Origin of the sequence: Xanthomarina gelatinilytica (assembly GCF_000348685.1) — a bacterium.
Lineage (GTDB): Bacteria > Bacteroidota > Bacteroidia > Flavobacteriales > Flavobacteriaceae > Xanthomarina > Xanthomarina gelatinilytica.
Genome location: NZ_ANLA01000004.1, coordinates 322,850 through 348,682, shown reverse-complemented (window position 1 = coordinate 348,682; position 25,833 = coordinate 322,850). Strand labels below are relative to the sequence as shown.

General features: G+C 35.8%; 21 protein-coding genes. 4 read left to right on the top strand and 17 right to left on the bottom strand.

Features of this window, described 5'->3' with window-relative positions; translation table 11 throughout:
- Positions 1–829 precede the first annotated feature (829 nt).
- From D778_RS02170 to D778_RS02130, 9 genes are all read right to left on the bottom strand, one after another.
- Positions 830–1,513 (bottom strand): hypothetical protein, encoded by a 684-nt coding sequence (locus D778_RS02170; protein WP_007647280.1) that lies wholly within the window; start codon positions 1,511–1,513, stop codon positions 830–832.
- 360 nt (positions 1,514–1,873) lie between these two features.
- Entirely contained in the window at positions 1,874–2,722 is an 849-nt protein-coding gene (gene rfbD / locus D778_RS02165; RefSeq protein ID WP_007647278.1) for a dTDP-4-dehydrorhamnose reductase, read from the bottom strand.
- On the bottom strand, positions 2,719–3,264 hold the full coding sequence (gene rfbC / locus D778_RS02160) for a dTDP-4-dehydrorhamnose 3,5-epimerase (protein WP_007647275.1): 546 nt from the start codon (positions 3,262–3,264) through the stop codon (positions 2,719–2,721). The genes rfbD and rfbC overlap by 4 nt, the downstream gene beginning before the upstream one ends.
- Positions 3,265–4,131: a glucose-1-phosphate thymidylyltransferase RfbA gene (rfbA, locus tag D778_RS02155; protein WP_007647273.1), complete on the bottom strand. Its 867-nt coding sequence runs from the start codon at positions 4,129–4,131 to the stop codon at positions 3,265–3,267. It lies immediately after the preceding gene.
- 292 nt (positions 4,132–4,423) lie between these two features.
- Positions 4,424–5,479: a dTDP-glucose 4,6-dehydratase gene (gene rfbB, locus D778_RS02150; protein ID WP_007647271.1), complete on the bottom strand. Its 1,056-nt coding sequence runs from the start codon at positions 5,477–5,479 to the stop codon at positions 4,424–4,426.
- Positions 5,469–6,527: a hypothetical protein gene (locus D778_RS02145; protein WP_007647265.1), complete on the bottom strand. Its 1,059-nt coding sequence runs from the start codon at positions 6,525–6,527 to the stop codon at positions 5,469–5,471. Before D778_RS02145 ends, rfbB begins: the two co-directional genes overlap by 11 nt.
- A 14-nt stretch (positions 6,528–6,541) precedes the next feature.
- Complete coding sequence (locus D778_RS02140) at positions 6,542–8,230, bottom strand: DUF6909 family protein (protein WP_040491233.1); 1,689 nt, start codon at positions 8,228–8,230, stop codon at positions 6,542–6,544.
- A 28-nt stretch (positions 8,231–8,258) separates the two neighbouring features.
- Positions 8,259–9,761: a GH3 auxin-responsive promoter family protein gene (locus D778_RS02135; protein WP_007647263.1), complete on the bottom strand. Its 1,503-nt coding sequence runs from the start codon at positions 9,759–9,761 to the stop codon at positions 8,259–8,261.
- Entirely contained in the window at positions 9,761–10,630 is an 870-nt protein-coding gene (locus tag D778_RS02130; protein WP_007647262.1) for a M23 family metallopeptidase, read from the bottom strand. The genes D778_RS02135 and D778_RS02130 overlap by 1 nt, the downstream gene beginning before the upstream one ends.
- Positions 10,631–10,748: 118 nt before the next feature.
- Between D778_RS02130 and D778_RS02125 the strand changes: the two genes are divergently transcribed.
- Positions 10,749–10,931: a Sec-independent protein translocase subunit TatA/TatB gene (locus tag D778_RS02125; RefSeq protein WP_007647261.1), complete on the top strand. Its 183-nt coding sequence runs from the start codon at positions 10,749–10,751 to the stop codon at positions 10,929–10,931.
- A gap of 78 nt (positions 10,932–11,009) precedes the next feature.
- Here D778_RS02125 and D778_RS02120 read toward each other — a convergent pair whose 3' ends face one another.
- From D778_RS02120 to D778_RS02110, 3 genes are all read right to left on the bottom strand, one after another.
- The gene (locus tag D778_RS02120) at positions 11,010–11,996 is read right to left on the bottom strand and encodes a DUF4837 family protein (RefSeq protein ID WP_007647260.1); all 987 of its coding nucleotides are present in this window, start codon (positions 11,994–11,996) and stop codon (positions 11,010–11,012) included.
- 79 nt (positions 11,997–12,075) lie between these two features.
- The gene (locus D778_RS02115) at positions 12,076–13,668 is read right to left on the bottom strand and encodes a LysM peptidoglycan-binding domain-containing protein (RefSeq protein ID WP_007647259.1); all 1,593 of its coding nucleotides are present in this window, start codon (positions 13,666–13,668) and stop codon (positions 12,076–12,078) included.
- An 83-nt stretch (positions 13,669–13,751) separates the two neighbouring features.
- Complete coding sequence (locus D778_RS02110; RefSeq protein ID WP_007647258.1) at positions 13,752–14,939, bottom strand: phosphoglycerate kinase; 1,188 nt, start codon at positions 14,937–14,939, stop codon at positions 13,752–13,754.
- Between the two features lie 74 nt (positions 14,940–15,013).
- Here D778_RS02110 and D778_RS02105 point away from each other — a divergent pair, with 74 nt between their 5' ends.
- Together D778_RS02105 and D778_RS02100 are read left to right on the top strand one after the other, a co-directional pair.
- The gene (locus D778_RS02105) at positions 15,014–16,168 is read left to right on the top strand and encodes a DNA polymerase III subunit (RefSeq protein ID WP_007647257.1); all 1,155 of its coding nucleotides are present in this window, start codon (positions 15,014–15,016) and stop codon (positions 16,166–16,168) included.
- A gap of 1 nt (position 16,169) precedes the next feature.
- A complete protein-coding gene (locus tag D778_RS02100) occupies positions 16,170–17,168 on the top strand; it encodes a diacylglycerol/lipid kinase family protein (RefSeq protein WP_007647256.1) in 999 nt (332 codons plus the stop codon).
- On the opposite strand, the gene D778_RS02095 is transcribed toward D778_RS02100, so the two are convergent.
- From D778_RS02095 to D778_RS02075, 5 genes are all read right to left on the bottom strand, one after another.
- On the bottom strand, positions 17,142–17,657 hold the full coding sequence (locus D778_RS02095; RefSeq protein WP_007647255.1) for an OmpH/Skp family outer membrane protein: 516 nt from the start codon (positions 17,655–17,657) through the stop codon (positions 17,142–17,144). The two genes, D778_RS02100 and D778_RS02095, sit on opposite strands and share 27 nt — an antisense overlap.
- 231 nt (positions 17,658–17,888) lie before the next feature.
- Positions 17,889–18,764 carry a class I SAM-dependent methyltransferase gene (locus D778_RS02090; RefSeq protein WP_007647253.1) on the bottom strand — a complete coding sequence of 292 codons (876 nt, stop codon included), beginning with the start codon at positions 18,762–18,764 and terminating at the stop codon, positions 17,889–17,891.
- 74 nt (positions 18,765–18,838) lie between these two features.
- On the bottom strand, positions 18,839–20,710 hold the full coding sequence (mnmG, locus tag D778_RS02085; RefSeq protein WP_007647251.1) for a tRNA uridine-5-carboxymethylaminomethyl(34) synthesis enzyme MnmG: 1,872 nt from the start codon (positions 20,708–20,710) through the stop codon (positions 18,839–18,841).
- A 122-nt stretch (positions 20,711–20,832) separates the two neighbouring features.
- Positions 20,833–21,252 (bottom strand): rRNA maturation RNase YbeY, encoded by a 420-nt coding sequence (gene ybeY, locus D778_RS02080; protein WP_007647250.1) that lies wholly within the window; start codon positions 21,250–21,252, stop codon positions 20,833–20,835.
- A complete protein-coding gene (locus D778_RS02075; protein WP_007647249.1) occupies positions 21,245–24,649 on the bottom strand; it encodes a DUF4175 family protein in 3,405 nt (1,134 codons plus the stop codon). The genes ybeY and D778_RS02075 overlap by 8 nt, the downstream gene beginning before the upstream one ends.
- A gap of 129 nt (positions 24,650–24,778) precedes the next feature.
- On the opposite strand from D778_RS02075, the gene D778_RS02070 reads away from it, so the two are divergent.
- A complete protein-coding gene (locus D778_RS02070; protein ID WP_007647248.1) occupies positions 24,779–25,819 on the top strand; it encodes an alkane 1-monooxygenase in 1,041 nt (346 codons plus the stop codon).
- The last annotated feature ends 14 nt before the right edge of the window (positions 25,820–25,833 follow it).

Genomic DNA, 25,833 nt, shown 5'->3' with positions numbered 1-25,833 from the left:
AAGCACAACCACACCAGGCTCCCCTCTTCAGTTGAAGAGGGGAATGAATTTACCGGAGTGCTAACGGAGGTGAAGAAAGGGGAGTTTGAACTAACAACACATAACTCATAACCCACAACCCAAAACACAAACACACCAGGCTCCCCTCTTCAGTTGAAGAGGGGAATGAATTTACCGGAGTGCTAACGGAGGTAAAGAAAGGGGAGTTTGAGCTAACAGCCCATAACTCATAACTCAAAACTACCAACCCACAACACACAACACACAACACACAACACAACCACACCTGCTCCCCTCTTCAGTTGAAGAGGGGAATGAATTTACCGGAGTGCTAACGGAGGTGAAGAAAGGGGAGTTTGAACTAACAACCCATAACTCACAACTACCAACTCATAACCCACAACACACAACACAACCACGCCAGGCTCCCCTCTTCACCTGAAGAGGGGAATGAATTTACCGGAGTGCTAACGGAGGTGAAGAAAGGGGAGTTTGAACTACCAACCCACAACCCACAACCCACAACCCACAACCCACAACCCACAACCCAAAACACAACCACACCAGGCTCCCCTCTTCAGGTGAAGAGGTAATGAATTTACCGGAGTGCTAACGGAGGTAAAGAAAGGGGGGGGTTGAGCTAACAACCCATAACTCACAACTACCAACTCATAACCCACAACACACAACACAACCACGCCAGGCTCCCCTCTTCACCTGAAGAGGGGAATGAATTTACCGGAGTGCTAACGGAGGTAAAGAAAGGGGAAACAACCAACAACTAAAAACTAACAACTAAAAACCAACAACTAAAAACTAAAACCAACTCTCAACCAAAAACCTCCAAAACCTCAATCCCCAACGAATCTTTCCCCAAAAGAGGATACTCCTCCTCCCCAATAACCTCCATAAAACGTAAGCTCATAACCAAAATATGTTGCTGTTCAGGCCCACGCACAATCGGCTTTGTGGGCTGTAACTTCAAATGCTCTGTCTCAGCGCTCTTTGCACGGCGAATCGGAACACTGGAAACCGTAAGAAACTGCTTGCGATCCCTCTGATAGGTCAGCACCAAATACAAGATCTCCAAATGCGTCGCAGCCTTAGGAAATCGAGCCTGACACGGTGTAAAATCCTCCCAACTTACCGTAAAATCATCCGGATCAATTACAGGATTGCCAAAAAACTGGCGAATCCCCACCTTGGGCGTGAAAGTGAATTCACGTAATAAAAGCTGCCCCTTTTTCGTCCGTAACCCACCAGATACATGCAATGCCCCTGCTGGTGAATCACGATCCAAGGCCTTGATCTTTAAAAATAACTGCATCAGCCCCTGATGCAAACTGCCCACACGAAAATGACCTAAAATGGGACGAAGGGCTATTTTAAATTCCTTGAGAAAAATACTGCACATGCTAAATTCCGAATTACTGTCACGGACCACTTGCATATTGGCGTTATTTTTTATAGCTTTACGGGTAAAACCTCCCTTCTTTTTCTTGGCTGCTGCCATGATTAATGGATTTTTGGTTCTTCATCTAAAATAATGATTTTTTCCAAAATGTAAGGGTTTTTTGATTGATGATTGCCTTTCTCCTGTTGGGTCTATGCCGACTCTATGCCCACTTCATGCTGACTACATGCCGTATGTATGCCGACTCTATGCCGTATCCCTGCCGTCTTTATACCACCCATCATCCATAGATGACCCTTGGTAGATCCCTAAATAACACGTCGTAAAGCAAACTTTAAAATAAAAAAACATCGCATGTACAGGATCAGATAAACCCTAGGACTTGTAAAGCATAGCCCATATCAGTAATACAATAATGCCTGTCTAGGAAAGAATTGGCCGCTAGTCATAACACCAGATTCAATGGCAACGGCTTACAACTTTTGAAAGGCGCTTCTCCCAGCTCTCAATCTCAATCCCAAACACCTCTTGTGTGTTAGTCATGTCTAGTACACTATAGCTAGGTCGTAAGGCTTTTGTGGGAAACTCCGAAGTAGGAACTGCTACAACCTCCGTGTTACTTTTGGATAATGCCCGAATGGCTTTTGCAAATCCGTACCAAGTGGTGGCTCCCAGATTACTGAAATGATACAACCCATAATGGGGGCTCTTAAGTGCTATAATTCTATGAATGAATAACGCCAAATCACCCGCATAAGTTGGGGATCCTATTTGATCGTCCACCACTTTTACCAAGTCTCTCTCTTGAAACAAACGCAACATGGTTTTTACAAAATTTTTGCCATGCTCCGAATACAACCAAGAAGTCCTAATAATAAAATACTTGGATAGAATGGATTGAATGTGCTTTTCCCCTTGCAACTTAGACGCCCCATACACACCTAATGGGTTTGGTGAATCTAACTCGGTGTATGGCGTGCTCTTGGTACCATCAAAAACAAAATCAGTGGATATATGAATCAAAATCGTGTCATGTTTTTTACAAACCAAAGCTAAATTTTTAGCACCCGTTTCATTGATGTTAAAAGCGGCCTTTGGATGACTCTCTGCCTCATCTACAGCGGTATAAGCGGCACAGTTAATGCAGTAAGCAATGGGATGGGCTTTAAAAAATGATTCCAGCGAGCTAAGGCAGGTAATATCCAACGCTAAATAATCGGTGTAAATAAAGTTTAATTCGTTGGATGCTATGTCTTTGATACATGTGGCCAATTGCCCATCTCCCCCTGTAACGAGTATGTTCATCATAGTTTGGCTGCTTCTAATGTTGGTAAAGCTAAATCTTTTTCTGATACTATTAAAGAGCTTTCTGCCAATTGCCAATCAATGCATAAAGTAGGGTCATTATAGATGATGCCTCCTTCAGATTCTTTATTATAAAAATTGTCACATTTATATGAAAATATGGCTGTATCACTTAAAACAACGAATCCATGGGCAAAACCTCTAGGGATAAACAGTTGTTTTTTATTGGTCTCTGTTAATTCAACAGCAACATATTGACTGAATGTGGGTGAGCCTGCTCTTAAATCAACGGCCACATCCAAAACTCGCCCCTGTATTACACGTACCAATTTGGCTTGGGCATGCTCGCCTGTTTGATAATGCAAACCTCTTAAAACCCCTTTGGTTGAAAAAGATTCATTGTCTTGAACAAACCTTGCATTGGTATTGGTCAAGCTATTGAATTGATTTTGATTGAAAGACTCAAAAAAATACCCTCTATGGTCTTCAAAAATCTTGGGTTCTAGAATAAAGCAGTCTTGTAATTTAGTTTCTAATGCTGTCATTTATTTGTTATTCAATAAACCTAATAAGTTTTTGCCGTAGCCACTTTTTAATAAGGGTTGAGCAAGTTCTTTGAATTGTTTTTCAGAAATATAATTCATTTCATATGCTGCAGCTTCAATGGATCCTATTTTCAAGCCTTGCCGTTCTTCAATAACCTCAACAAATTGAGACGCCTGCATAAGCGATTGAAACGTCCCTGTGTCCAACCATGCAGTGCCTCTATCTAAAATACTAACATTTAATTTACCTTGGGATAAGTATTCTTTGTTTACATCTGTAATTTCAAGTTCGCCTCTATGGCTAGGTGTGATGTTCTTGGCAATTTCAACTACGGAATTGTCGTAAAAGTAAATCCCAGGAACGGCATAATTGGATTTGGGCTTTTTTGGTTTTTCTTCTATGGAAATGGCTTGACCGTTACTGTCAAATTCCACTACGCCATAGCGTTCGGGATCGTGAACCCTATAAGCGTAAATAACACCTCCTTCCGGATTGTTGTTGCTCTGCAATAAATTTGACAATCCAGTGCCATAAAATATGTTGTCTCCTAAAATTAGGGCTACTTTATCTTTACCAATAAATGTTTCTCCAATAATGAAAGCTTCAGCCAAACCATTTGGATGCTCCTGTACGGCATACTCAAACCTGCAACCATACTTTTTTCCATCCCCAAGCAAATCTTTAAAAAGTGGTAAGTCTTTTGGTGTGGAAATGATTAAAATCTCATGGATTCCAGCATACATTAAAGTGGACAATGGATAATAAATCATGGGTTTATCGTAAATAGGCATTAATTGCTTACTTACCGATAAGGTTAAAGGATGTAACCTGGTTCCTGATCCTCCTGCTAGTATGATTCCTTTCATTGCTTAATGGTTATATGCTTATTTGTATTAAATAATTTCAAAAATATGAGTCACCAATGTCGTAAGTTTCTGATAACTGCATTTTTGATTGATGTATTAATTATATTTCTTTATTTAAATTGTATCCACAACTCATAACCCCATAACCTCATCACTCCACTAAGCTCCACTCTTCAGATGAAGAGGGGGATGAATTTACCGGAGTGCTAACGGTGGTAAAGAAAGGGGAGTTTGACCCATAACTCACAACTCACAATTAAAAACTACCAACTAAAAACCCACCAACCTTTCCCTAACAATACTGCTTGTCATAATACAATTGATAAGCGCCACTAGTAACGTTTTGTAACCAATCTTCGTTGTTTAGGTACCAGTCAATGGTTTGTTTTAGGCCTTGTTCAAAGGTTACAGAAGGTTTCCAACCCAATTCTTTGTTTATTTTAGAAGCATCAATAGCATATCTTAAGTCGTGACCTGGACGATCTTTTACAAAAGTAATCAATTCTTTTGATGACCCTATTGGTCTTTCTAAAGCTACATCCATTTGTTCGCATAGCAAGGTTACCAAATCGATGTTTTTCCATTCGTTAAAACCACCTATATTATAGGTTTCGCCAATAGTTCCTTTATGGAAAAGTAAGTCTATGGCTATAGCATGATCAACAACATACAACCAGTCTCTGGTATAATGTCCATCCCCATAAACAGGAAGTGGTTTCTTATTGATGATGTTGTTAATGAACAAGGGAATTAATTTCTCTGGAAATTGATTTGCACCGTAATTGTTTGAGCAGTTTGAGATTACATAAGGTAATCCATAGGTTTCCCCATAAGCTCTTACAAAATGATCGGAACTGGCTTTGGAAGCCGAATAAGGTGAATTGGGGTCGTAAGGGGTTGTTTCAGTAAAAAGCCCTGTTTCTCCCAAGGTGCCATAAACTTCATCTGTACTTATGTGATAAAACAGTTTGTTATTGAAATCATCTTTCCAAAGATCTTTAAAGGCATTTAATAATATCATAGTGCCTATAACATTGGTTTTTACAAATGCCAAGGGATCCGCAATAGACCGATCCACATGCGATTCGGCTGCCAAATGTATTACCCCTTCAAACCGATGTGTTTTAAAAAGTGAATGGATCTCTTGCTCATTTGTAATATCTGCTTTTAAAAAGGTGTAGTTAGGTTTGTTCTCAACATCTTTTAAGTTCTCTAAATTACCTGCATACGTCAAACTGTCTAAATTATAAACATGGTAATCTGGGTATTTGTTTACAAACAATCTAACAACATGCGATCCAATAAACCCGGCTCCACCAGTGATCAATATAGCTTTTTTATGCTTCATAATTTGTTACATAAGTAATTGTTTTTCTGGACAAATAAACCATACACAAAAGCACAAAGGCAATTGCTGGGAATATTAACGTGTATTTTTGATACCATTCTGAAGTTCTATTTCCTACATCTTGAAAACTGGAAATAACATCAAAAAACACGTCCTCTTCAATTTTTTTCTCCTCCAGTTGTTTTAATTGGTCCCGAAGTTTCATTTCAGTATTTAAAAGTTCGTATTCCTTGGTGTTGGTTTTGTCTTTACTCAAAGAAAACCCTTCTCCGCCTATGCTAAACTCTGTGGGTTTTGACTGAGATTCATCTTCAAGTACTTTAATATATATTTTTTGAAGTGAATCTACCTGTGCTATTTGTTCTAAAATATTTGCTTTTTGGATAGCAATTAAGGAATCTCTTTTCTTCATTTTCTTTAAAGAATAGAAATTAGTAAAAGAGTTATTTAAACCATCCTCAAGTTTTGGGAAAATATCTTTTTTTAATGCTGTGACACTTATTTCAAAAAAATCACTTGAGTAAATACTCCTGTTTTCCACAAAATCGTCATAACTAATATTTTGAGCCCTAACGCTATCAACATTCTTTAAGAAATTTTCATATTGTAAAATTCTTTCATTTTCTGTCTCTGGTCCCGGTTGAATATCAAATTCGCCTATATTTTGAACCTCTTCCTCTGATATTTCGAAAAGAGTGGAAAGCGTTTTATAATCTTCATTTTCAATCAAGGCATTAAAATAATTAATATTTGTAATTAACTGATACTTGGATTCAAAGTAAGGCTTCACAAGCATGGTTGATGTATAGGATGTAGGTTTTACCTTGTCTAAAACATAGCCCAAAACACCCGCCAAAACCATAGTAATCAAAATAATCTTAAAATTTACTATAAACGCCTTAAGGGTATAGATAAATACCGAAAAAATAGTTTTAAATATTGAGCCAATAAAAGCAAAAAGCCTGTTAAAAGCATTGCCTATCAAATTAAACAATTGTCCTAAATCTACTTCTTCAGAAGGATGGTGTTCGGGTAAATTCTTATTCATTATAATGATTGGTGTTAGTTAAATATCTGTTCTAAAATTTTTCTTGTAATTAAATAGGTTGGTTTAACTCCTGATGTCCCCAGTCCTCCAGAAGCTAAAGTGCTTCCTGTTTCCAATGGGTTGTCACTGGCATAATAGGCATATCTAACCTTTACCTTGGGATTGATACTATGCCTTACTTTGGATGCTGCCTGAATGGCCTTTTGGTAATGGGCTCCTTCCATTTCCAGTCCAATCACATTCCAAGTGGAGTTAAAAAAGAACTTTAAAATTTCTTTGTTCTGTAAAGAGGTCCCTAAAACCGTAATCATGGCTCCTTTATAAACAGCTACGCCATGTCCATCCAAATCTTTTTTGCTCAACTCGTTCTTAAAAGGATAGTTGTCTGCTGTCCCTTCAAAAATATGTGCTGAAGGGATCATAATATCCCCTTTGCCTCCTTCCAATATGCCTGCTTTTCCCATTATGGAAATAGACTCCACATTTAAATGCACTTTTTTTCCATTGAATCTAATGGGTTTTAAGAGTTCATCTATGGTCTCATAAGCTTGCTCGCCAAATGCATAATCCATTACGAATATAACTGGTTTTTCTGAGTTTTTAAAGTTCTCACTTACGTCTATATCTACTTTTGAAAAATCTATTTTGGCTGTATCAAAAATCTGCACATCGATATTGGTTCCAGAACTATCTGGAATATAAATCATTCCATTCTGCAACGCTTCTTTTGTTACTTTATTGCGAAGATCTTGGTTATTCTTTTCACTCAAGGCTTCGTAAACCTCAAAAACAGTCTTCTTTTTTGCTAAGGTTTTTAAGGCTTGACTGGCAAATAACGAGTTCATAACACTGTGCATGTTGGCACTAATTATATGAATGGGCCTTTCCAACAATTCGTTTTTATGAAGAATCTCTTTAATGTTATTGGACCAAATCTCACCATGGATATGGTGTCCCAAACGCTCTCTTAACACGGGACTGAAAGTGACTGTTCTTTTGTTGTTGTTTATCACTTCTTCAATGGCCAGTTTTCCCAACCAATAAACTATATGCAACAATCTTTCTGGTTGTGAATGGGATGCAAACTGATCATAAACCGTTACTATTTCGTTAAAAGTTCGGCCTAAAATGTTTGCAGTATGCGAAATGGCAACTTCCCGTTCCTCTAGAGTAAGCTTCTTTTTTGCCAATACAGCAGATTCCAATTTTTTCCAATCTCTAGTGGTATTGCCTGTCTCGTCTATAATAACACGCTTGCTTATTTTATGCGATTCAATAAACATAAAGGTAAGGTGTGTTAAAATATCGTAAATTTCAGAACGACCGCGAGTGATTTCAATATTCATCTGTTCGCTGTCTATTCGGTAGCAGTTTCTTCTTCTTTTGGGAGGAATAATGGGTTTAAAATGTGAATTCGCATAGCCTTCATCACTGGTTAAATTAATAAAAGTACACTCTTCAATCCCTTGAGGCAATCTGTCTATAACATAAAGCAGCCCTTCCAGTTCTGCTTTTTCTTCTCCAATAGAACCATAAATCTCCGGTCTTAAAAGCAAAAGCGCTTCACGAAGTGTTTCGCCAGAAACTCCCATAGGCTTGTAAAACCCTCTGTTAAACAAGTGCCTCATGGTAATATACATTCTCTCTATGGCATTTGAGCTTTCTTGAGCTCTCGTTCTTTCATGATGTTTTATTTTACTCATAAATCTAATTTAGCTAACAAATATAGTATTATTTAATCAGATTTTGAGCTTCAAATACATTCGCTATGTTTCTGTCGTTTGAAAGTCTCGCTATTTTGTTCTGACCACCCAGTTTTCCTATGGATTTCATATATTCCTGAAAACCATTTTTCTTGATTTGCGTGATTTTTAAAGGCTGAAGCACCTTCCCGTTTATCAAATCAAAATAATAGCTGTTTTGTTTTTGTAAAGACGCATCTATTTTTTTAGAAAATGCTTCAAAATCTGAAGGTTCACTTTCAAACTCTATAAACCATTCGTGATAAGGCAAGCCCTTTTCTGGGTTAATTTGTGGAGCAACCGTAAATTCGGTTACCTGAACCTTACTGTTTTTCACTGCTTCTTGAAGGGCTTGTTCCACTTCTTTCCCAATAACATGTTCGCCAAAAGCAGAAATAAAATGCTTAATCCTACCAGACACAATAACACGATAGGGTTTTAAAGACGTAAATTCTACCGTGTCTCCTACATTATATGCCCAAAGTCCTGCATTGGTTGAAACAATAAGCACATAGTTAACACCCAGTTCCACATCTTTTATGGTAAGACGTTTAGGGTTTTCGGTAAAAAACTCATCTGCTTTAATAAATTCATAAAAAATGCCTGAATTGAGTTGAAGCAACATGCCTTTTGCGTCTTGTTTATCTTGAAAAGCAAAAAAACCCTCACTTGCAGGAAACAATTCTATGCTATCTACCTTTCTGCCAATTAAGCTTTCAAATTTTGCTCGATAAGGTTCATAGTTGACGCCTCCAAAAATAAACAAGTTGAAATTTTTGAAAACATCTCCTACCTTTTTACCGGTTTTTTCCTGAATTTTTTCAAAATACATTTGAACCCAAGACGGAATCCCGGAAATAACCGTCATGTTTTCACTTAAGGTTTCTTCAACTATAGCATTTACTTTGGTTTCCCAATCTTCAATGCAATTGGTTTCCCAAGAAGGCATTCGGTTTTTTTGTAGATATTTTGGCACATAATGAGCAACAATTCCAGAAAGTCTTCCTAGTTGGATCCCGTTTTTCTTTTCCAAAATAGGGCTTCCTTGTAAAAAAATCATTTTACCAGCTACAAATTTGCTATTTCCCGTTTCGGCTATATACATTAAAATGGCATTTCTTGCAGCTTCTACATGGGTTGGCATGCTTTCTTTGGTAATGGGAATATATTTTGCTCCAGAAGTGGTTCCTGATGTTTTTGCAAAATATAAAGGTTTTCCCAGCCATAATATATCTGTTTCACCAGCTACAACACGTTCTATATAAGGTTTAAGGTCTTCATAATCCCTAACTGGAACACGCTTTACAAAATCTGCATGCGAATGGATGCCTATAAAATCATGATCTTTGCCAAATTGCGTGGAAGTTGCTTTTCCTATGATTTCGTGAAATACTTTTTCTTGGGTTTCCACAGGATTGTTAGCCCATTTTTTTATGGATTTGGAAACATGTTTTGCAAAAGGTTTGGCTAAGGCAGATTTTAGTGAAAACATTAATTAAAGTCTATAAAATTAGTTGGATTTATTGGATACCCATCTTTCCAAAGTTCAAAATGTAAATGAGGTCCGGAAGTTAGTTCCCCAGTATTTCCAGAAGTGGCAATTACTTCACCAGATTTTACCATTTCACCTTGTGTTTTGGTTAATGTAGCGTTATGCTTGTAAACAGAAATCAAGCCATTGCTGTGTTCAATAATAATAACATTTCCTGTTTCCACAGTCCATTCAGCAAAAATTATGGTGCCATCAGCTGTTGCCTTTACAGGTGTGTTGCTTTCCACAATGACATCAACACCATAATGTTTGGCTTCAAAATTATAGGTTTCGGAAATGGATCCTGTTACAGGTGGAAAAAGCACGAAATTTATTTTAGAAGTAGCTGTTTCAAACAGGTTGTATTTATCTTCTTTAGCTATTTTTTCCCTTAAAAGGGAGTCTTCCCTGGACGGACTTAAATTGACTTCGGAAACATTTATTTTGGCTTCTTCTAAAATAGAATCCCTGTTAAAATCTACCGAACTGATTTCGCCTTGCAGAACTTTTTTTATGGAAGCGTAATATTTTTCATTTACAGCCAACAACCTCTGTAAGGAATCTGTTTTATAGCTTAATTCTACAGCTTGTTTTTTTAGGGCTGTTGATGAATATCCAGGAATATATTCCCTTAAAGAAGTAAAGGCAATTAATAGAGTGGTTCCAGCAATTAAAATAATTGCAGATAAGGACATGACCACAAACACATTTAAGCGTGTTAACTTAAAGGAAAGTCGCTCTTCAAAAGTATCCTCATTAAGTATCACTAAACGATACTTGTGAAGTAGTTTCTTTTTAAATTTTTTGGTTTTCTTTTTATTCTCTGCCATTCTGCTAACAAAATTAAATAAAATTATCTCACTAGTGGATGTACATGATGCTAAAGTTCGTGTTAAAACGGTAATATTAAACTTTAATTATTAACTTTGCGCTTTAAAATAAATCTATATGAGTTTATATATGTTACCCTTAGCAATTGGACCTTGGCAAATAGCACTTATTGTTGTTATTGTGTTATTATTATTTGGTGGAAAAAAGATTCCTGAATTAATGAGAGGTTTAGGTAGCGGCATTAAAGAGTTTAAAGACGCTAGCAAAGAAGAAGACAAAACAAAAGACACTAAAGAATAGTGTGCTTATTATAACACGAAAAAACCCAACAAGTCATATTTGTTGGGTTTTTTTGTGTTGTGAAAAAAGCTGCAAAAACTAATCTCCTATTTTAAGCGATCTAATTATGGCTTCAAGCTCAAACATGTAATCTCTTTTTTCCACAGAAGGCGCAAAAGCAAATCCTTCTATAACCAAAAGTCTGTTGTTGATTTTATCTTCTATAATGTAGTTAATGAATGGGCCAGACATAAAAGCGTTTTTTACATCCCAAAGACCCTTGGTTTCAATAGCTGGTTTATTGTCTATAATGGTTTCAAAAACAGCTGGAGCATAAGCTTCTTCAGTAATCATATAGGTGCCTTCTGTTGGTCCAGGAATATGTGCTTGCCCAATGGAATCCCTTAATTTTATAATTTGGTCCACCAAACTATCCCCTTTTTTAATGGCGCTAAAAGGCAGTTCAAAAACCATTAAGTTAGTGGTTCCTGTGGCAATATCCTTCCGTATCCAGTAAAACTTGTCTTCTTCCTTGGCTATTCTATAAGCTGTAGGGAAATTTAGTGTAATCCCCAATTTTTCTTTTAAGGTGTTGTTTTTATGAAGCGACAATTTAATACGCCTTTGTTTTTCCTTTATTTCTTCGCTTTTAAATGCTGCCACTATTTTTTGAGCGTTTTCTTGAATTTGCTGAATGATTTCAGTGTCTGTTTTTCCTGAAACCAAGACCACTTTTTGAGGTTGTGCATATACATCTGATGCTATTTTTACCGAAGCTTCGCCTCCTTTTTCTATTTTTAAAACGGTTCTGTTATGAGTAGCAAATCCTGAAAAAACAGCTGGAGGAATTTGACTCATGTTAAATAAAGGCTCGTCTTGAGGCAAACCATCTACAGGAGCAGCCAAGACTTCCCTAATAGCCTCTCCAACATTGCCTTCCCAAAGATTATTTTCTATAACAACCGATAGGTTATTGATATTTCCCGATGAGTCTGAAAGCAATTTCTGGTTTGAAGATTTTTTGTTACCACAACTCATTACCAGTAATACTGAAAATAATAATAGTGTTTGTTTCATGGGTGTCATTTTTTAGTGTTTTGAACACAAAACGTTTAAAACCGTTCTATGTTCAGGGATTAACAAAATTATATGGAAAATTTAAAACTTAGCCTTTGGAAACCTTAAGCTTCATTCCAGGCTTTAAATTGTTACCACTAATATCGTTCCAATCTCGAATATTTTGAACAGAAACTCCCGGGAATTTTTGAGAAATACTCCAAAGGGAGTCTCCACTTTTAACCGTATATATTTTTTGACCTCCAGAAGTTGTAGTTTTATTGTCGGTTTTAGAAGTACTTGTTTCTTGTGAAACAACAGGGTTTCTAGGGTAAATGGTTAATCTTTGACCAATTCTTATGTTATTGCTCCTCAGGCCATTCCAACGTTTAATGTCGCTCACCCTTACTCGGTATTTTCTTGCTATAAATCCTAGATTATCACCACTTTTAACCCTATAGGTAACCTTGGATTCTGCTTTAAAAAACTGTGGCAAGGGTTTTTCCCTTGCTTCCAGCTCTGCCTTGGCAGCTGCATATATTGTGGATTCATTGGTAACAAAGGTTCCTATTGAAGTTCTTGGTAATCTTAAGTAATAATTTTTGTTTTCTATTACCGGAATGATATCTAATTTATAAGAAGGATTTAAAAACTGAAGTTCTTCTATGGAGATATTTGTAGCTTCAGAAACTTGGTCAAGTGTGATCATTTGTTTCACACGAATGGTGTCTGTTTCAAATCCATAAAACAAAGGTTTTTCAGACACAAAACCATGCTCCTTGGCATATTCAAAAATGTACATGGTTGCTAAAAATGCAGGTACGTAACCAGCTGTTTCCCTTGGCAAGTTATGACGTATGTTCCAATAGTTTTCATATCCTCCAGATCGCCTAATAGCTTTAGATACGTTTCCTGGTCCAGAATTATACGCTGCTAAAGCCAAATCCCAATCGCCAAATATTTCATACAATTTAGATAAGTAAACTGCTGCAGTTGTTGTGGATTTAATGGGGTCGCTACGTTCATCTACATAACTGCTAACCTCTAATCCATATTGCTTTCCAGTAGCATACATAAATTGCCATAATCCTGTAGCTCCTACTCTGGATTTAGCCCTTGGGTTTAAAGCAGATTCCACAATGGCTAAATACTTCATCTCCAAAGGTATGTTATATGCATCCAATTCACGTTCAAACATGGGGAAATAATAAGCACTCAATCCCATGATACGCTCAAAGTAACTTTTTCTGTTTTTTAAAAAGTTTTTTATAACACTCTCCAAGGAAGGGTTGTATTCCACATTAAAAGGTGTTCTGGCATTTAATCTGGCCAATCTGGCTTTTAAGGTATCTGTGGATAATTCTGGGTATTCAATGGTGTTATATTCCAATTCGGAAACCGTTTGGTAAATGGTATCGTAAAGTGTATTGTTGTAAAGTTCTTCCAGCCATTTTTTATCAAAGTCGGAGGCGATTTCCAAGTCTTGAAGTGAATCCAATTCCGAAATTTTAGTAATGGCATCTATTTGTTTTTTATACAATGGCTTCCCATCAATAATTGTATCAACCACATAGGTTTCGCCTTCTTCCAATTCTGCTTTAGAAAGTTTTTCGTTTAACTTTTTTATTTCTAAAGAATCTTGAGCGAAAGAAGTGCTTAAACTTAATATGAATAAAAGATTTAAAACTCTATTTAAAATCATGTTGATACTTTGTTTAACTAAGGTAAACGTAGCTATTGCCAATTTCTTGTTATAAAAACATTAAAGATACGTTATTTTCCAATTCAATCCATAATGGCAGCAATTCCTGGCAGTGTTTTTCCTTCCAGGCTTTCCAGCATGGCTCCACCTCCAGTACTCACATAACTTACTTTATCTTCAAAACCAAATTGTTTTACAGCAGCAACTGAATCGCCTCCACCTACTAAAGAAAATGCGCCATTTTTAGTGGCATCTGCAATAGCATGGCCTAAAGCTATGGTTCCTTTGGCGAAATTTGGCATTTCAAAAACACCTAAGGGTCCATTCCATAAAATGGTCTTGGATTCTGATATAACTTTAGAAAACAAAGCCTCTGTATGTGGTCCTACGTCCAGTCCCATCCAACCCTCTGGAATGTTGTTGATTTCGCAGGTATTGGTATGAGCATCATTACTAAAGGCATCTGCAATAATAACATCTACAGGTAAATGCACTTGTACGTTTTTTGCTCTGGCTTTTTCCAAAATGTCGTTTGCCAGTGTCATTTTATCGTCTTCCACAAGCGAATTTCCAACTTTACCTCCTTGTGCTTTTATAAAGGTAAAAGTCATGCCTCCACCTATGATCAAATGATCTATTTTATCTAAAATATTATCGATAATTGTAATTTTGGAAGAGACTTTAGCTCCTCCAAGAACAGCGCATACAGGCTTTTCACCGGTTTTCATGACTTTATCAATGCTTTTTATCTCCTGTTCCATCAGATATCCAAAGCATTTTTTTTCTGGAAAAAACTGTGCAATAATGGTTGTTGAGGCATGCGCTCTATGTGCTGTGCCAAAAGCATCGTTAACATAAATATCTCCTAAACTGGCAAGCTCTTTAGCAAAAGATTCATCTCCAGCTTCTTCTTCTTTATGAAAACGCAAATTTTCCAACAACAGTATTTGTCCAGATTCTAGGTTTTTGGAAGCATTTGTGGCTTCTTCTCCCACACAATTGGAAGCAAATTTAACTTCAACGCCTAATATATCTTCCACTGTGTCCACAATGTGTTTTAAGGAAAACTTTTCTTCAACACCTTTGGGTCTTCCCAGATGCGACATCAAGATACAACTTCCTCCATCTTCCAAAATTTTTATAATGGTTGGTTTTGCAGATTGAATCCTAGTGCTATCTGTAACTTTAAAGTCATCGTTTAAAGGCACGTTAAAATCCACACGGATGAGGGCTTTTTTGTTTTCGAAATGGAAGTCGTTGAGAGTTTTCATAAGATTTGATTTTGAGACACAAATATAATTTTTTCATTTCAATAAAAAGAGATGAAATCTGTTATCTTTGCCTTATGCTTTTTAGTGACATACTTGGTCAGGAACATATAAAAAATCACCTTACGCAAAGTGCCGAAAACGGTCGTGTACCTCATGCACAACTATTTGTTGGACCAGAGGGATCTGGTACTTTGCCTATGGCAATTGCTTATGCCCAATATTTGCTGTGCAAAAATACCAATGGTGAAAATACTGGTGGAAATGAGGCTTGTAATTTAAAATTTGAACATTTTTCTCATCCTGATTTACATTTCGCCTTTCCTGTAGCTACCAACGATAAGGTTAAAAAACATCCTGTTTCCAATATGTTTTTGGAAGAATGGCGTGAGCTTTTGTCCGAACAACCTTATGGTAACTTGTTTGATTGGTATAAGAAATTAGGTGTGGATAACAAACAAGGTCAAATTGGTGTGGATGAAGCAACCGAAATTGTAAAATCCTTATCCTTGAAAGCCTATGAAGGTGGCTATAAAGTGATGCTGATATGGATGGCAGAAAAAATGAATACATCTGCTGCCAACAAACTTTTGAAACTTATTGAAGAACCACCTAATAAAACCGTTTTTATACTTGTTGCCGAAGATGAGGAACAAATTATAAACACCATCCTTTCCAGGTGCCAAGTGCTGCATTTTCCCCCTCTAGCCGAAGAGGTTATTAAAGATGCCCTTGTTAGAAATTACAATCTGGATCTAACAGTTGCTACAAAAATAGCACATCAAGCCAATGGAAATTACAACAAAGCTTGTGACTTGGTTTATCATGATAGCGAAGACACTCCTTTTGAATCGTGGTTTATATTTTGGATTAGAAGTGCTTTTAAAGCTAAAGGAAACAAAAGTGCCATTCACGATTTGATTTCATGGAGCGAAGATATTTCAAAAACTGGTCGTGAAACTCAAAAGCAATTTTTACAATTTTGTATTGTCTTTTTTAGACAAGCACTTTTATTAAATTATCAAGCAGATAGTTTGGTTTATTTAGAAACCAAAACTGAAAATTTTGATCTACGGAAATTTGCACCTTTTGTTCATGGAAATAATATTTTGGACATTACCAATGAACTTCAAGATGCCATTTACCATATTGAAAGGAACGGAAATTCCAAAATTATACTCACAGATCTTTCCATAAAATTAACCAGGTTACTTCATAAAAAAGCCGATTGATATGCCAAGCTCCAAAACTTGGTTTGTTATTGTTAATCCAACCTCTGGAAATGGCTCATGCAAGAAAAAATGGCCAGACATTCTAGAGCTACTTAAAATGTATGAATTTCATTTTGAACACGTTTTTACAGAATATCCAAATCATGGCATAGAACTTACTCAAAATGCTATATATCAAGGTTTTAGGCGTTTTATTTGTGTTGGTGGTGATGGTACGTTGCATCATATTGTAAATGGAATCATGAGCCAAAAACACGTGGTTCCCAATCAAATCCATGTTGGAGTTGTGCCTATTGGCACAGGAAACGATTGGGTAAAGACCCATAACATTCCCAAGAATTTAGAAAGAGCCATACTACTTATTAAAAATGGACATCCCAAACAACAGGATGTTGGTAAAATAGAGTTTTTGAATTCCTCCAAGAAACCCATTTATTTTATCAATTTGGCTGGAATTGGCTTTGATGGTCTAGTAATAAGCAAGGTACATAAGTACAAACATTTTGGCGCTTTGGCTTATGTAGCTGGAGCTTTGCTTGGTTTGTTTTTATTTAAAAATTTTCAATCTAGGATCATGGTGAATTCCAAAGTTATTGAAACAAAAACCTTCATGGTTTTGGTTGGGCTTTGTAAATATTCCGGAGGTGGAATGCAGCTCACCAAATCACCAAATCCGTTTGATGGTTTGTTTGATATCAGTCTCGTGAAAAACATTGGGAAATGGGATATAATAAAAAATATGTCCAAGCTCTTCAATGGTAACATTACCAAGCACAATAAGGTAGAAACGTATAAAAGTAGTTCGGTATCCGTTACTGTTTTGGATAACGGAAATCCTTATATTGAAGCAGATGGCGAACTCATAGACAGTGGCAACATGCATCTAAGCTTGATTCCCAAATCCTTTTCATTTTATGGAGGAACAAAAAACGCCAAACAAACGTTTGGCGCTAATCAATCTGGTTATAAGACCTTAGTCCTTTTTGTAATCAGCATTTAAAGCATCTAAAATAACTTTGGTCAAATCGTTTGCTTCTGCTCCATACATCACACTTCCACCTTCGTTACTTCCAAAAATATAAGTGTAACCATTTTTCTTTCCGTAATCCTTAACAAAATTCCTTACTTTGGAGATAAGCGAATCTATTTCGGCTTGACTTTCTTGGGAAATTTGTTGCTCTTCTGCTTGAATACGTTGTTGAAGCATTTGTTGTTTCTGACTTAACACTTGGTATTCCTGTTGTGCTTGGGCATCAGGCATTTTTTGAGCTTTTTGTTGAAACGCTTGTGCTTCCAATTGAAAAGCCCTTCCTGTACTGTCTGTTCTTTTTTGAAATGCTTCCACTTTGGCTTTAAACTTGGCTTCTATATCAATTTTTTCTTGATAGTTATTAACCACTTCACTATTATCGATAAATCCGGTTTTTAGTGATGGTTCGCAAGAAGCTAATGTTACCATTGCCAAAGCAATTAAAAATATGTTTTTCATTTTTTAGTTTTTTTTTTAATTCGTCGCAAATGTAGAAAAGTAAAAGTTATCCTTTTAAAAAAAGACCAACAATTTAATGGATAGGGATAATTTATAGCATACCATAAACACCATAAACAATATTGATTAAAAATGAATTCATAGGAAACGATTTAAGCCGTTTTTATAATTTTCGGCACATATTGCTTATTTTAATTGGAAATCTTTCAAATAAAGCGCTTAAATTGAAAATTACTTGTTTTTTATGACATAAATGAGCGAGGAATACTCACCTGAGCGCTTAGCTTTAATATTTGACAGCCAACCTATACGAAACGCATTAAAAATGTTCAATGAACCTTTTTTATATTTTTCTGAAAGCATGCTTACATAATACGAATCGAAAATTAAAGGCAGCACTTTTACCACTGTCATGTTTTGAGATGAAAATAATTCTGAAATGGATGTTTTACAAAAATGCCACAGATGTCTAGGCACATCAAAAGCTGCCCAAAAATTTTTATAATAGCTAGCATCGTAACTTTTGTAATTAGGAACAGCAATTATTAAAGTCCCATGAGGTTTCAGTAAAGATTTTAAAATGCTTACCTGCTTTTCAAGATTGGGCAAATGTTCCAACACATGCCAAAGAGTAATGACATCAAAACTGTGCGTTTTAAAGCTCTCTAGTTTTTCTGTATTGAAAACACGTTGATTTGTTTTGGAGTTGGCAATTGTTCTTGCTTGTTCGTTAGGTTCTATACCAAAAACTTCCCAATGATGTTTTTGTGCCATTTGCAAAAAATCACCTGTACCACAACCTATGTCCAATAATTTTTTTTCGTTTGAAGATTCATGTGGTTTCTCTGCTTGAAAAAAAGATTCGATTAATTTTACTTTTCTTTTTAAAGAGAAAGCACGAACCGTATGATATACTTTTTCAAACAGATTTCTTTTTGAATCTGTATGGGAAATATAATCTTCGGTGTTATAATATTCTGGAAGTTGCTCTACTTTTGGTTGAGGATGGGTTTCTAGAAACCCATAGGTTGTATTTTCTATAAGTTGAAAATCTTGCCCTGAAACAGAATGGTCTTTAACTTGCAAATACACTTTTTTATCCTTCATTAAAAGTTTTGACTGACTTTATTTAATTAAAAATACAATATGTTCCACGTGGAACATATTGTATTGATCGTTTTTTATCTTCCCATGTAAACCAAAAGCACTGAAACATCACTAGGGGATACACCACTAATTCTAGAAGCTTGGGAAATGGTCACTGGTTGAATTTTGTTTAACTTTTCCCTAGCCTCCATACTCATGGATTTTAACTTGGAGTAATCGAAATTTTTAGGGATTTTTATATTTTCAAGCCTATTCAATTTATCAGCATTGTTTTTTTCCTTTTCAATATAACCCGAGTATTTGATTTGAATTTCTGCTTGCTCAATGATTTCATTGTCCAAATCATGTTCTTGAATATATGTTTCTACAGCTTCCACCTGTCGCATATCATCTATGGTAATATTAGGTCTTGAAAAAATCTTGAACATCTTGTCCGATTGTTTCATCAAGGAAGAATCCTTTTGTTCCAAAATAGGATTTATTTCTTCGTGCTTCACGCTGGTATCAGCAAAAAACTGCACAAAAGCATCTGATTTTTTTTGCTTTTCCTCCATGCGTTTCATGCGTTTTTCAGAAGCCAAGCCCAATTCAAAAGATTTAGGAGTCAATCTAAAATCGGCATTGTCTTGTCGTAATAAGGTTCTATACTCTGCACGGGATGTAAACATTCTGTATGGTTCTTCTGTACCTTTTGTAATCAAATCGTCAATTAAAACACCTATATATGCTTCACTTCTACTTAAAATAAATGGCTCTCTTTCTTGTATTTTCAATGCTGCATTGATGCCTGCTATCAATCCTTGCGAAGCAGCTTCTTCGTAACCTGTGGTTCCATTTATTTGTCCAGCAAAATACAAACCCTCAATTAACTTTGTTTCCAAAGTATGTTGTAATTGTGTTGGTGGGAAATAATCGTATTCTATGGCATATCCAGGACGGAAAAATTTCACGTTTTCAAAACCAGCAACTGAGCGTAGAGCTTTAAATTGAACATCTTCTGGCAAGGACGTTGAAAAACCGTTGATATACATTTCAACCGTGTGCCATCCTTCCGGCTCAATAAATAACTGATGTCTATCCTTATCTGCAAAACGGTTAATTTTATCTTCGATAGAAGGACAATATCTAGGTCCTAAACTTTTAATTCTTCCGTTGAACATAGGTGATCTATCAAACCCTTCTCGAAGCAAATCATGAACTTCAGGACTTGTATAACTCATATAACAAGAACGCTGTTTGGTAAGTGGTTTTGTGACATCCAAATAAGAGAATTTTTCAGGATGTTCGTCACCAGGTTGCTCAATCATTTTGGAATAATCCAGGGATCTTCCATCTACCCTTGGTGGTGTTCCTGTTTTCATTCTTCCAGAATCGAAACCAAAACTTACCAGTTGTTCCGTGATTCCAGTGGCTGCTTTTTCTCCTGCACGACCTCCTCCAAAATTTTTATCTCCAATATGAATTAATCCATTTAAAAAAGTACCATTGGTAAGCACAACAGATTTACAAGATATTTCAATACCAAGGGATGTTTTTACACCAACCACTTTGTTGTTTTTAACAACCAGTCCAGAAACCATTTCTTGATAGAAATCCAGATTAGCTGTTTTTTCCAACATCAACCGCCAGTCTTCAGCAAAACGCATTCTGTCGCTTTGCACACGAGGACTCCACATGGCAGGCCCTTTAGACTTGTTAAGCATTTTAAATTGAATAGCCGAAGTATCGCTAACAATACCACTATAACCGCCCAACGCATCTATTTCCCTTACAATTTGACCTTTAGCAATTCCTCCCATGGCAGGATTACAAGACATTTGGGCAATGTTTTGTAAATTCATGGTAATAAGCAAGGTTTTACTACCCATGTTGGCTGCTGCTGCTGCTGCTTCACTACCTGCATGTCCTCCTCCTACTACTATAACGTCATATACTGTATTAAACATAAATTGTTCTATTCTATTTAAAAAATTCTTTTTGAAAAATATTGTTCCACGTGGAACAATTAAATTACATATTTACCAATAACGGCTTTTAATGGTAAAATAATTTGCAAATATACGCTGATTTACTGCATATTAGCAAATTTTTGAAGATAATGATTTTCCTTTTCGCGCATAGTATGTGCTTCTGCATCTGTTTTATCTTTATAGCCACAATAATGCAAAACGCCATGAACCATGACACGAAGTAACTCTTCCTGAAAGGACACTTGAAAATCCTGTGCATTGTCTGCTACTCTTTCTGTAGACACGTAAATATCGCCTTGTATTAATTTTCCTACTGTGTAATCGAAACTAATAATGTCTGTTAAAGTATCATGCTGCAGAAATTCCACATTTAATTTATGTAAATAATCGTCGTTGCAAAAGATGTAATTAATCTCTCCCAACTTAAAATTTTCTTCGGTAATAACCTCTTCAATCCATGAAGAGATTTGGTGTTCGTTATCTAGTTTAAAAGTGTTCTCTGAATTGTAACTAATCATTATCTTGCTTAAAATAGTCTTTCACTTTATTGTTGTAAACTGGTTGCAAAGGTAAACTTTGTCTGTTTAAAATTTCATTCGTGTTAAAATATTCTTTGGCTTTAGGGATTTGATTGTTACTGTTGTTGTCAAAATCGTTGGTGTTTGTTTCAGATTTACGTTTGGTATCTTGTCCTTGTTGAAAGGTTGCATTATCCATTTTTAACAATTGATGTTGTAAATTCATCATTTTTTCCAAGGTTCGTTGGGTAAAACCTTTATTGAGTAAATCCATTTCAACTTGCTCCATTTGTTTTAATAAATGATTGCCTGATGGATTGAGGCCTTCTTTAGCTAACTTATCCTCCAAGGCTTGTCTGATTTGCTGCTGCTGCTGATAGATTCTATACAATTCGCCATTTAATTCTTCAGACATGGAGCCTTCTCCTTCCCCTTGTTGTTTGCCATCTTGCCCAGGTTTGCTGTCTTTTCCTTCTTCTCCTTCCTTATCACCTTGCTCTCCTTCATTCCCTTCTTTTCCTTCGCCTTCATCTTTAGGCTTGCCATTTTGGCTTTTCTTCATGCCTTCTTGCATTTGCTTATTGAGTTCGTCTTGGCTCATAATAATATCAGGTAAACCTTGTTCTGGTTTTCCTTGTCCGCCAGAACCTTGACCACTGGCCTGCATTTGCATGGAATCCATAACATTACTTAAAAAGTCTGCAAGATTGTTAGCGGCTGTTATGGTGTATTGCTGATTGGACACACCTTGATAAATATTGTTTTCTGAAAATTGATCCAAGGATTTGTCTATGTTATAAAAGACTTCGGAAATTTCCTTATTAACAAATTCCGATAATTTTGGTTGTCTTAAGGATAAAGCAAACAAGCTATCGTCTATATGGGAAAAATGTTCTTTTAAGGTGTATTGTTTTTTTAAATAGGTTGCGTATTTGTTGTGGTTTACTTCTATGACCTTAAATTGATTCATTAACGCCTCTTGATCCAAAGAAAACAAAATAAGGTTGTCCAAGATTTGACGTAGCATGTCTATATCCTCTTGCATTTGTTCTGCGCCTCCCATCATCTGCATACCAGCTTGCATTTTTTGGCTTAGACTTTTCATTTTCTGTCCAGCTTGTTTTTGTTTTTGAGAAGCATTTTTTTGGTTTTGCTGGGCATCCTGCTCTTTATTTTGTTCTTGGTTTTCTTCTTTTTTACCCAATTCATCTGTAGCTGCTTCCTGATCTTTCTTAATGTCTTCTTCTTGTTTTTTATCCTGAGGAAGTTTTAAAGGGTCTATTAAACTTTCGTTTTCCTTTTGAAGTTGTTCCATCTCTTTTTGAAAATCTTCAAATTCCTTATTTAACTCGTCTTGTTTTTCTTTGGTGTTGTTTTCTTTGTCTTCTTTAGAAAGATCCAGTTGTTTTTCGGATAAATCCTCAAGTTCTTTTTGAAGTTTTTCCAGTTTTTTGGACACATAATATTTCTTGGTCAATTCCAATAGCTGTTCCAAACTACGCTTTTTGTTTTTATTTTGTTTTGCAAGTTGTTCGAGCTTTTCTGATAGCTCTTCTTTATTGATTTTTTCTTGGAGCTTTTCCAGTTCTTCAAGAAGTTTTTCGTCTTTTTTAAGCTGCTCTTCGTTCTCTTTTAAACGTTCTTTTAAATCTTCTTTAAAAGGATCTTCTGTTTCTTTATCCTTTTGAAACTCTTCCAGGTTTTCTTTAAGCTGTTTGTTGAAATTCTGCATCATTTCTTCTTGTTGTTTTTGACGTTTCAAGAAGTTTTCCAACTGACGCTTGTCGTTAAAGTTCAACTCTGCTTTTTCTTTTTGGGTTTTTGAAAAGGATTCCAATTCTTTTTGTCGTTCTTCAAATTTCTCAAGGGATTTATCCAAACTTTGTATGGTTTCACTTTGTTGTTCCAATTGCTTGTTCTCCTCCTCTTCCTTGGTTAATTTTCTATAGGAGTACACTGCACTCTTGGTACTTTTATAATTATGAAGCACATCATTGTCAAATACTTGAAAATACAAATGATAACTAACACCTTCTTTTAATTCCAATTGGTTGGGAAAAGCACTTATAAAATCTGCCACATTGGACTTGGTAACCGGAATAGGTTCAAATTTTACATCTGTCTCATTATCAATAGGATAATAAACCATTTGCAGTTTGGTCAATCCATAATCGTCACTTGCTTGTCCGTGGAAATAAAGCGACTGTTGGTCTAAACTATCAACAGCCATTTTAATATGGAGTTCTGGGTGTTCATCAGAAACAACATCAATGCTATAAGATAAGGTTTCGTAGTTCTTTAGTTGCGAATTACTGGTTGTTAAGCTATAATCCAAAGGGTTGGATACTTGTTTTGTGGCTTCAAATTTATTGGAAGCTGTTTCAGTTAATTGAACCGTATCATTAGAAATCAATTGCACCAAATCCGTTGCTTTGGTTGCCAATTTCCAGGTAATCTTAGTTCCTTGTGGAACAATGGCATTTCCAGTGCTTTTTATAACCTCATCTGTTTTTTTGGTATATGAAGGGTAATCCAGGTGCATTTCAAAATGTAACAGGCTAGGCACTTCCACTACCTTTAAAACATAAGCTTTGGATATAACATTATTTGCTGTAAGTTGAAATGAAACCTCTTGTTTAGGTTTGGAAAAAACATACTCAAATTGTCCAGGATTTATCTGTTGCAAGACATAAGATTCGTTATTGAATTTAATGTTTACATTCTCAGGAACCACCTCTCCTGCTGTGGATACCCTTAACCTAAAATCTGTATTTTCGTTGGTGGTTAAGGACTCATTCAGTATAAAAAATTGAAAAGGTGCTGGTGGCTCATAAGCCGTTTTATAATTAACAACACGTTTATAGCTATCACTGAACCAATTTATGTGTCCTGTAGCATAAGTTAACAACAGGATGACAACGGGAATGGCAGCAAATTTTAAATATTTTAAATTGGATTTAAAGTTAATTGCCAATTTAAAAGGAATGGGTTGCAACTCGGCAGATTTTTGGTCGATGCTCGCCAATAACAGTTCAGATTCTACTGATGTTTCTTTTAATTGAAGTACATTTAAAAGCTTATCGTTAACCTCTGGAAAATGGTTTCCAATAATTTTTGAAGCATCTTTGTAATTTATGCCTTTTTGAAGTTTAAACAGTTTTGCCAATGGTATGGCAATAAATTTCACAAACAAAGCCAGTTCAACAACCACAAAAACCCAAAACAATGCTGTTCGCGCTGTTGGGTTTAACCAAAGAACGTATTCCACAAAAAGTGTGAACAAAAAATATAAAAAACCCAAAGCGAAAAAAAGAATGGTTCCTTTAAGCAATTCGTTGTAATAAAATCGCTTAATAAACGCCTCCAATTTTAATTGTATGTCTTTAAATTTTGTCATGAATTTAAGTCGCTGTTTTCTTAACCAATAAAACTACAATAATATTTTTACTCTGAAATGTTTAGATTTGGTAAAACTTAGTTAATTTTAGTAAGATTTGCTTGTTTTAATAATTGCAACTTGATATTTATGAAGGATTTAAAGTATTTGGCAGCTCTGTCCATGCCTGTTATGGCCTTTTTGGGTATTTATTTCAAGGGGTTTTTTGTGTTTTTAACACCTTTTTATGCGTTTGTTTTGTTACCAGCCTTAGACTTGTTATGCCCTATGGATCCATCGAATTTAAGTTCAGAAGAAGTGACAAACAAACTTAAAAACAGACTTTTTGATTGGTTGTTATATTTAAACGTTCTTGTGGTTTATGGCTTGGTTTTGTATGCTTTAACAAGGGTTTCCACCAATTCCTTGGAATTGTTTGAAGTCATTGGTCTGGTTTTTTCTATAGGTATTGTTTTAGCAGTAAATGGCATTAATGTGGCTCATGAACTTGGACACAGACAAAGCTCCAACGAACGTTTTTTAGGGAAGGCTTTGTTATTGCCATCCTTTTACATGCACTTTTACATTGAACATAACTTTGGACATCATTTACATGCCGCAACTCCTGAAGATCCTGCAACTGCAAGATACAATCAAACGGTTTATTCTTTTTGGTTTACATCTACCTTTAGACAATATATCAATTCATGGAAAATTCAAAACACACTTTTGAAAAACAATAAAAATACTTTCTTTTCGGTTAAAAATGATATGTTTTGGTTTTTGGTATTTCAACTCTGTTATCTTGTATTGGTCCTTGTGTTTTTTGGAACCATAGGTCTTTTGTTTGCTATCGCTTCAGGAATAGTTGGGTTTATCATGTTGGAAACCGTAAATTATATTGAACATTATGGTTTGCTGCGTTTAAAATTGCCTTCTGGACGCTATGAGCGTGTTCGTGAAATTCATTCCTGGAATTCCAATCATGCCATTGGGCGCATTGTTCTGTATGAACTTACCAGACATAGCGATCATCATTACAAATCGTCCAAGAAATACCAAATACTCAATAGTTATGAGGATAGCCCTCAAATGCCTTATGGTTACCCAACATCTATGGTTTTGTCGCTCTTTCCTCCTTTGTGGTTTAAGATTATGAACAAACGCGTGCCTCGCGAAATGATTTCTTGACTTGTTTTCAGTTC